1 protein-coding gene and 1 pseudogene are annotated in these 1,834 nt (G+C 35.4%); both read right to left on the bottom strand.

Annotation, left to right across the window (positions count from 1 at the left end; translation table 11 throughout):
- Positions 1–872: protein rep (locus B0180_RS09960; protein ID WP_078256763.1), on the bottom strand; the 872-nt coding region annotated here is incomplete at its 3' end.
- Between the two features lie 706 nt (positions 873–1,578).
- Positions 1,579–1,834, bottom strand: a pseudogene (locus B0180_RS09965) (hypothetical protein); the annotation flags it as partial.

The raw sequence follows: 1,834 nt of genomic DNA on the forward strand, positions 1-1,834 counted from the left end.
CAAACAAGCTGCCGACGCCCTTTGAAAGTGATAGCAAATTCTTGAAATAACTTCCCTGCTTGCTCATCATCAAGCATTGATAATTTGAGCAAATCCCACGCTGTCAAATTACCGTTTTTACCTGTTTTTGTATGACCTTTAGCAATTTCATTTTCTATGCCCCACTTGGCGACATAAGCAGAATAATCACCTTTTTTAAAATCTAGCCCATGATGATTAGGAATTGGCAGTTTAGCCAAGCGACAAGCATTTTTCCAAACATCAAGTAAATCAGTTGTATCAAAATCATCTGGTAAATGATTTTCTGTAAAAATTAAAAAATGAAAATGTGGGTGCCAACCATTGCGCCCATGTGTTACCTCAAGCGCTCTAATATGCCCAATTTTTCCGATTTTTTCCCAGATTGATTTAGCTTTACGACCACCAAAAAAACGCTTAACAGCCAATTCTAAGCCTGATATAAGCGTTTTTAAATTATCGCCAAAGTAATGGGGAATAGTAAGGGTTAGCATATAAACACCGCCAGTGTGTGCGTCAGTGGCTTTTTTTATCTCTTGTTTACGCTTTTCAGTGATATTTGACGCACAAACTGGGCAATGCCATACAGAGCCGCAGCGCTGTAAGTTTGAATAGTGAGCTGTATCTCTTTTTGTATTGTATTTGACGCCAACATTTTCATTAATAGAAATTCGGCATTTTAAACAAGATTTTACACGCTCTTTAGGCAATAATTTAGCTGCTTGATTTTGTAGAGCATATCTCGCAAGCCTAGCATTTTCAAGGGTGGAATCACATTTCGTAAATATACCAAGAGCGACCCTATTTTTTATATTTTGAATTTGGTTATCTGTATCTTGCTTTAAAAATCTCATAAAAAAATCCATGAATATTGCAAATTCACAGATTTTTGATATACTAATCTTGAATTTGAAATTTGGGGCTTGCAACGCAATAGTTTAGTTTCTATTTTCAAGTTTGTGGGAAATCCCCTGAGTGTTCCAGCACTATGACGGGGATTTTATTTATTTTGAGCTTTTAAAAAAGTTTAAATGATAATTTGGTGCGTACCTACTCTTTTCTTTCGATATTCGCCCAATCATTCCAAACCGCTCAAATTCTTGTACCCAAGCTTAAAAAAAGGAATTGATGAATAATACATTAAAAAATATCATCAATCAATAACAGCCAAAAAAGTTATTTTCTAACTTGTATACTTATTCAAAAATAACTTGTAAACAAGTATACAATGCTTCCTATCCTAGCCATTATATTAATTCATGATTTGACACCGTCAAGCCTGAATTTTTTTTTGCGCAAAATTTAGCTTAAAGCAACAAAATCAACGCATAAGCAAAAAAAAATTCACCCTTTGGGCAAGGGCTTGACTGCGCCAAATCATTCATTTTTTATTGGCTATGGATAGAAAGCATTATTATGCAGTGTTATCAAAATGAGACAAATTCCACTAGCCTAAGTGTAAAATATTACACCGCCAGTGTGTGCGTGTGCGTCGTTCTCGCTTAACAGCCGCCGAACCACCCGCACACGCACACACATTATGTAATTACAAATTATGTGCTATGTATCGTCAATTAATAGCCGTTTGTATTCTATAATTGCCAGTTCTTCCAGAAATTCAAAAGCGTAATTAGTACCAGTTCGATAATCTTTTTCTACAAGTTCAAGAAAATAAGCCCTAGATTTATAACGAACAATCAAAGTCCATAAAGTCCTTTCTAAATCTAATACATGCTTTGAAGTCTTTTCAGTTTCATCCGCCAGTTGCTCGTCAGTTTTTTCACCAACACCAAACATGGCTTTTAGTCCACGACTC

This window comes from Moraxella canis (assembly GCF_002014965.1).
GTDB classification, from domain to species: Bacteria; Pseudomonadota; Gammaproteobacteria; order Pseudomonadales; family Moraxellaceae; genus Moraxella; species Moraxella canis.